The following is a 6,664-nucleotide window of genomic DNA, read 5'->3' as shown; positions in this document are numbered from 1 at the left end:
GCCGCCCTTGGACTGGCGCCTATGTGCCGCCCCTCAAGTGGCGCCCTTATGCCGACCCCGCATTGGCTCCATAGCGCCGCCCCGTGACATTCGCCGAGCAATTCGACGAGTTCATCGCGATCAAGCTGTCCGCCGCTCGCCTGAGTACGCGCGTAGGTGGTCAAAAGCATCCCTTGCGCCGCGCGCAATGCGGCTGCCGCGTCGGTACGCAATTCGGCACCTTGGCCGCGGTCAGCACCCTGTCCGTTATCACGCGGTTGCGTCAGATAGCCGAGATTCAACTGACTATGCGCGTGCTCCGATGCAAGCTGCGCGCTAATTTGCTGCGGTGTGTCGTCGAGACGAAGCTGGTTGTAGCGCTGCCCCTTGATTTCCTTCGTCTTGATACCGGAAAGAAAGCGATTGCCCGGCAAACTGCCGGTATGAGTGAAACTCGCGGGCATGTTCGCGCCGTTTGCCAGTACGCCGATGATGACCAGCCTGTCCGGATCTCCGCCGAGGCTCCCGAGCAGAACTTCGGTGCCCACCCGCGGCAAGAACGTCTCGCCGAAATTCGGCCCAGCCAGACTGGATGCCACGCGAATCGGTGCGCTGTCGCTCTCGTTGCTGTTTGTCCCGGCACCCTGCGCATGCGCATGATCGCGAGAATCCTGGCCGAGAATCTGCACGAACACGCAACCATTCTCGTCGCAACTGACCTCCTCGCCATCGGCCCCGACCACGCGCCCGGTAATCAACGGCGTCGGCGGAAGGTCCGTCTTGGGATCGTAAAGCGGCGTGAGAGGCGTGCCACGCGGCACGCACGAGAACGTATTTTCGTAGCGCGTATCCTGACCAGACGGGTCGCCATCGCTCACCGATCGTGGTTGCTGAAGCGTGTGGCTGGCGGCGAACAGTGCCTGCGCACGCTCGCTCAACCCTTTGGGCAGATTGTTCCAGATCTCGTGGTGCAATGATGTAATCACGAATTGCTGCTTGTCGGACGGGAGCGCGCCCCACTCGTCCTCTCCGGCGATCGTGATCCATGAGCCGACTGCAAGGTCGCGAATTCCGCTCACGCCGTCGTATCGCACCGCCTGCGCTTCATGAGCCAGAATGCGATCTTCCGTCATCCGTTCGTGATCTGCCCACGAGTCCGCCATATGCGGGACGTCGATCACGATGTCCGTCAGCAATTTCGCGAGATCGTTACCCGATTCGCCTTGATCGATCCTTGTCGATGCACTGGACTGGTCCACGCGGGCATATCGATAATCCCACGAAGGGCGGCCCGATTCCCCCGAAATCAGTTGCTGACGCATCGTCAGAGCGGTGATGGTGTCGCGCTGTTCCGTTCCAGCGTCTCGTGGATGAACCCGCACCGTACCTGCGGCGGACTCGCCCAGTTTCCGAGGGTCATCGCAGAACACCAGCGCATGCACGGGAGGATCGCCGTCTTTCGTCTCCCCGCTTACCCGTCCGGCGCGCACGAACAGCGTGATGCCGTCGCGACGCGCAATCCGGGAGATGAAACGGGCATCAGATTCGTTGACCTGACGTACGAAAGAGCGAACCGGATAGCGGGATCTGTCGAGTTGCGACAGGTCGAACTCAAACGCCTGCGCAAGGGCCACACTACGCTGTCGCCATTCGCTCAGGACGACGCCAAGTACATCGACCACGCTGACGTTGCGGAAAATGCGAGAGTTGGTGCGCTTGTGCAGCAGGTTCAACGCGTCGGTCACGGTGAACTGGTAAACCGTCAGCTCCCCGTCGGTCCGGCCGACCTGAACGGCGCTAATGATTGCGTTGATGGCATGCAGTTGGCCGCGGTCCGTGACGATACCGATTGAGACTGGCGCACCAATGAAAAGCTTCGGAGGCAGATCGCCCTGCTGAGAGATGCAGGTCAAATGACCGCTGATGCCGGTCATCATGCTTTCACGAATGCTCGCGTGCTGCAACGCGATCTTCGACCCCAGCGCGTGCTGCGCCTTACCCCAATTCAGCACGACCGGCCGGTGATTCGCATCGATTCCCGATACGAAATTGCGGAATGACTCTCGGATATTCACGACGGTCTCTCTCAGTTTGATTCGTTATGACCCGCCGGATATTGCTGTTCTATATAGCGACGGTTACGCAGGAGTTTACCAAAATGTGACATAGAGATAACGATCCGGAATGCCGATTAGCAATTTTTCATGTTATCCGACGAAGAACACTAAACCCGTCGCTCTATCTGGACCGACGCGGATTCCTCCAAATGCCGGCTGTCTCCCGGCCCCTCAACGCGCAGCATTTTTCGAAGCCGCCGCGCAGACCCGCACCGAGAGAGCGCGCATGTGGGTCCAATCTGCTACGTCCGAGGTCCCTGCCCACAATCTCGACGAAGCCCGCAGATCGGGCCGCAGCAAGAAACAGAGTGCGGGGGGCTTGCTGGCGTGGATGTTGTTCCGCGGTAGGTTTTCCGCCCGATCTCTTCAAACGCCCCGCGCTGCGTATCTATTTCTTTTTTCGTTCTTGCTGACCGTGGCGTCGCTCGCCACTGCGCGCTTGGGCACATTTGAACGTCATACCGGGCGCTTCCAAAGGGATGAGTCGGCGCCAGCATTGGACAACTGCCGGCGGCGAGCCGAATTTCGATGAAACAGGACGGCTGTCCACGAGCCCTTCATTTCGGCCCCCCACCACCATCCCGCCCTCAATAATTCCCCTTGACGTTGTATCTTTCGATATATATCTTTAGATATGTTTTACGACATATAGGACACGATCATGCGACACAATCCCTCCCGCGGCCATGCCCGATGCGACGGTCATGGTGCGCATGCCGGCCCTGACTGGTTCGCCGGCGTCTTGCACGCGATCGGCCGCCATCGCCGCGGCCACGACCCGTTTGGCGGTGGCGGCCCGTTCGGCGGCCGGGGTGGACGCGGCGGCTTTGGCGATTTCGGCGACGACGGCATGCCACGCGGCCGCCAGTTCAGCTCCGACGATCTCCAGCTGCTGCTACTCGCGCTGGTGGCCGAACAACCGAGCCACGGCTACGAACTGATCAAGGCGCTCGACACGCGCTCGAACGGCTTTTACAGCCCGAGCCCCGGCATGGTGTATCCGGCGCTCACGTACCTCGAGGAAGTCGGCTTCGTCGCGTCGCAGGCGGAAGGCAACCGCAAGCGCTATGCGCTGACCGACGCCGGCCGCGCGCATCTCGACGCCCAGCGTGAACGCGTCGACACGCTGTTCGCGCGCCTCACGCACCTCGCTCGCAAGATGGAATTCATGCGCCGCGCGTTCGCCGGGGAATCGGCGGGCAATGAAGCGCAGGACGAATCGCAGGCTGGCTGGCTGCCGGAATTCGTCGAGGCCCGTCTCGCGCTCAAGCGTGCGCTGCTGCACAAGAGCGCCGCCGATGCCGACGAACAACGCCGCATCGCGGCCATCCTGCGCCGCGCGACGGCCGAAATCGAAGGCGGCGCCGGCGCGTGATGCGCGCCGCCCCGTCACCACCCAAGGAGAACGGATTGATGCAGAACACGTCCGAGCGCACCGTGACCCGCGTGCGCCACACCCTCAAGTTCCGCCTGCTGCAGGTGCTGCGCGTGCATGCCGTGACGCCGCATCTGCTGCGCGTCACGCTCGGCGGCCCCGATCTCGCGGATTTCGAATCCGCATCGTTCGACGATCACGTGAAGGTCTTTTTCCCGCCGCCCGGCGCGGAACGCCCCGCGCTGCCGACGCTCGGCGCGAATGGCCCCGAGTTCCCGGCAGGCGAACCGAAGCCGGTCGCGCGCGACTTCACGCCGCGCCGCTTCGACCGCGCCGCCCGCGAACTCGATCTGGAATTCGTGCTGAACCATCCGGGCCCGGCATCGCAGTGGGCCGCGCAGGCACGCGTCGGCCAATGGCTCGGCATCGGCGGCCCGCGCGGTTCGTTCGTCGTCCCGACCGGTTTCGACTGGCATCTGCTGATCGGCGACGATACGGCGTTGCCGGCCGTCGCACGGCGCCTCGAGGAATTGCCGGCCGGCGCGCGCGCGGCGGTCGTGCTGGAAGTCGCGGATCGCACCGCGCAGATCTCGTTCGATACGCGCGCCGACGTGCATGAAATCTGGCGCTTCCGCGCCGAAGCCGACGCGGCGGACGGCGACGTGCTGCTGAATGCCGTGCGCGATCTGCCTTTGCCGTCGTCCGGCGACGGCTACGTGTGGGCGGCCGGCGAGGCGCTGTCGATGCGCGCGGTGCGCCAGCACCTGACCGGCGAGCGCGGCGTGGACAAGTCGCGCATCCGCGCGGCGGCCTACTGGAAGCGCGGCGCGGCGGCCGTGCACGAAACGCTGGAAGACTGACCGGGAGCACCCGCTCGACCGGCGGCTGAAACAATCGTGGCGCCGGCGCAGCGGCGGGCTTGGCACCGGCATCGCGGCTGGTATATATGTATGTCTGCGACGCCGCTGTCGGGCGACAGCCGCCGCAGCCCGTCCAGGAGCGCCCGGTCATGACAAAAGCAAGCCACGCTTCGCCTTTCCTTCGCCACCTGAAGATCGCCGGTTATTGCGGCCTCGCCGCGGTCGTCCTCGCGCTGTTCGTCGCGATGTGCGCGATCCTGAAGGAAAGCGCCCTCGACCGCGATGCCGCGCGGCATCCGGCCGATACGCCCGAACTGCACGACGCGAGCGACGGCCCGTCCGCCTCGGCCGAATCGGCCCGCACACCCGGCTCGCCCGGCTGACGGCGTCCCTGCCGCTGCGCTCCGCCTCGTTCCGCTTACGGCGCCTGCCGGCGTCCCATCACGACCGCATGCACCGAATCGCCGAGCCGTTCGAGCAGCGCGGTCACGCGCTGCCCGTACAGGTGCGCGGCCAGCGCGCCCACCGTGCCGACCAGCACGCCGCCCGCCATGTCGAACGGCCAGTGCACGCCCGCATAGATGCGCCCCCATGCGATCGCCACGGCCATCGCGGCCATCACGAAACCGGTGACCCGCGTCGTGCCGCCGAGCAGCAGGCCGACCGCCATGCTCCACGCGAACGTCATGTGATCGCTCGGAAACGAACTGTCCGGCGCGTGCGGAATCAGCTGCGTGCCGACGCCGGCCATGAACGGGCGCGGCGAGAACCAGACATGCCCGAGTACCTGCGCGAGCACGAGCGCCACGCAGACGCCGACGCCGGCTTCGATCGCCTGGCGCCGCGCGGGGCGCGCGCCGAAGAGCCAGGTCAGCAGCAGCATCGCGGGCAGCGCATAGACGAGCCAGTCGGCGGCGAAGATCGCGAGGCGGGCGACGCCCGGGTGCGATGCACCCCCGGCGTTGATGGCGGAAAAGAGGGCGAGATTGAGGTTCTGCATGAATCCGGTTGCGTGGGGCGTAAAAGATCGGCCGGTTGCCCGGCCGGAGTCGAACGATGCTAGGGCGTGGCCGCTTAAGCGGTGCTTAATGCGGCCGCCGCCCGGGCGAGGCCCGCGCGGCGAACGCACTTAGAGCCTGCACTGCAACACAAGTTCACACAATTGTCATATTCCCGCGCGACCGTCTCCCGTAAAAGCTCACCACCTTTCCCGTAAAGACTCACCCGTTTCACATGAGGGCGTCATCGACGCCTGCGACCATCGCCCGGGCCGGCACGCCGTCCAGGCCGTTTGTCTCATTCATCTCAATATTTACGCCGCAAATTATTCGAAATCGGCAACAATTAATTCCAGATGCGGCATCGCACAACGGCAACGCACAGGCATACGATTACGTCCACTCATCCACGAAGCGATCAACAACAAGGAGTCCGCATGAAACCCAGCGATGTCCGATCGAAAGCGTTTGCGATGCCGTTGACCAGCCCAGCATTCCCGATGGGCCCGTACCGTTTCGTCGATCGTGAGTTTCTGATCATCACGTACCGCACCGATCCGGACCGCCTCCGTGAAATCGTCCCCGAGCCGCTGCAGGTCACCGAGCCGCTCGTCCACTACGAATTCATCCGCATGGCCGATTCGACCGGCTTCGGCGATTACACCGAAAGCGGCCAGGTGATCCCCGTCGAATACGAAGGCCAGCCGGGCGGCTATACGCTCGCGATGTATCTCGACGATCACCCGCCGATCGCCGGCGGCCGGGAGCTGTGGGGCTTCCCGAAGAAGCTCGCGTCGCCCACGCTGCACGTGAACACCGATCACATCCTGGGCACGCTCGACTACGGCAAGGTGCGCGTCGCGACCGGCACGATGGGCTACAAGCACAAGGAACTCGACATCGACGAGCAGACGAAGCGGCTCGCCGGCCCCAATTTCCTGCTGAAGATCATCCCGCACGTCGACGGCACCGCACGCGTCTGCGAACTGGTGCGCTATTACATGCAGGACATCAAGATGAAGGGCGCGTGGACGGGCCCCGCATCGCTCGAGCTGGCACCGCACGCGCTCGCGCCGGTGGCCGATCTGCCGGTGCTCGAAATAGTCGAAGCGCGCCACCTCGTCGCGGATTTGACGCTGGGCCTCGGCGAAGTCGTCTACGATTACCTGGCCCAGTAACACGTCCGCAGTCCTTTCTCCCTGTCAATCCTTTCACCACGGGAATTCGAACATGAGCAACCTGAATGGCAAGACCGCAGTCGTCACGGGCGCCGCGAGCGGCATCGGCAAGGAAATCGCACTCGAGCTGGCCAAGGCAGGCGCGGCCGTCGCGATC

General features: G+C 64.2%; 7 protein-coding genes. 5 read left to right on the top strand and 2 right to left on the bottom strand.

Annotated features, from left to right (window positions below; all coding sequences use genetic code 11):
• On the bottom strand, positions 1-2,054 hold a 2,054-nt coding region (gene tssI / locus HWX07_RS36685; protein WP_244130076.1), incomplete at its 3' end, for a type VI secretion system tip protein TssI/VgrG.
• A 703-nt stretch (positions 2,055-2,757) separates the two neighbouring features.
• On the opposite strand from tssI, the gene HWX07_RS36680 reads away from it, so the two are divergent.
• The 3 genes from HWX07_RS36680 (at position 2,758) to HWX07_RS36670 (ending at position 4,714) form a co-directional block, all read left to right on the top strand.
• Positions 2,758-3,471 carry a PadR family transcriptional regulator gene (locus tag HWX07_RS36680; protein ID WP_175681807.1) on the top strand — a complete coding sequence of 238 codons (714 nt, stop codon included), beginning with the start codon at positions 2,758-2,760 and terminating at the stop codon, positions 3,469-3,471.
• A 38-nt stretch (positions 3,472-3,509) separates the two neighbouring features.
• Positions 3,510-4,331 (top strand): siderophore-interacting protein, encoded by an 822-nt coding sequence (locus tag HWX07_RS36675; RefSeq protein ID WP_011548733.1) that lies wholly within the window; start codon positions 3,510-3,512, stop codon positions 4,329-4,331.
• Positions 4,332-4,480: 149 nt separating this feature from the next.
• Positions 4,481-4,714 (top strand): hypothetical protein, encoded by a 234-nt coding sequence (locus HWX07_RS36670; RefSeq protein ID WP_011548734.1) that lies wholly within the window; start codon positions 4,481-4,483, stop codon positions 4,712-4,714.
• 35 nt (positions 4,715-4,749) lie between these two features.
• Here the strand turns inward: HWX07_RS36670 and HWX07_RS36665 are convergent, their stop codons facing one another.
• Complete coding sequence (locus HWX07_RS36665) at positions 4,750-5,331, bottom strand: phosphatase PAP2 family protein (protein ID WP_175879487.1); 582 nt, start codon at positions 5,329-5,331, stop codon at positions 4,750-4,752.
• 435 nt (positions 5,332-5,766) lie between these two features.
• Between HWX07_RS36665 and HWX07_RS36660 the strand changes: the two genes are divergently transcribed.
• Positions 5,767-6,507 (top strand): acetoacetate decarboxylase, encoded by a 741-nt coding sequence (locus HWX07_RS36660; RefSeq protein WP_011548736.1) that lies wholly within the window; start codon positions 5,767-5,769, stop codon positions 6,505-6,507.
• A gap of 52 nt (positions 6,508-6,559) precedes the next feature.
• Positions 6,560-6,664, top strand: a 105-nt coding sequence (locus HWX07_RS36655) for an SDR family NAD(P)-dependent oxidoreductase (RefSeq protein WP_175879486.1), incomplete at its 3' end; no start/stop codon positions are given.

The organism is Burkholderia sp. BCC0097 (assembly GCF_902832985.1).
GTDB lineage: Bacteria > Pseudomonadota > Gammaproteobacteria > Burkholderiales > Burkholderiaceae > Burkholderia > Burkholderia orbicola.
This window is presented reverse-complemented; position numbering and strand designations above follow the sequence as displayed.

Coding starts and splice junctions, on each gene's coding strand:
- HWX07_RS36670 (WP_011548734.1), top strand. CDS start 4,481: ATGACAAAAGCAAGCCACGCTTCGCCTTTCCTTCGCCACCTGAAGATC.
- HWX07_RS36665 (WP_175879487.1), bottom strand. CDS start 5,331: ATGCAGAACCTCAATCTCGCCCTCTTTTCCGCCATCAACGCCGGGGGT.
- HWX07_RS36660 (WP_011548736.1), top strand. CDS start 5,767: ATGAAACCCAGCGATGTCCGATCGAAAGCGTTTGCGATGCCGTTGACC.
- HWX07_RS36680 (WP_175681807.1), top strand. CDS start 2,758: ATGCGACACAATCCCTCCCGCGGCCATGCCCGATGCGACGGTCATGGT.
- HWX07_RS36675 (WP_011548733.1), top strand. CDS start 3,510: ATGCAGAACACGTCCGAGCGCACCGTGACCCGCGTGCGCCACACCCTC.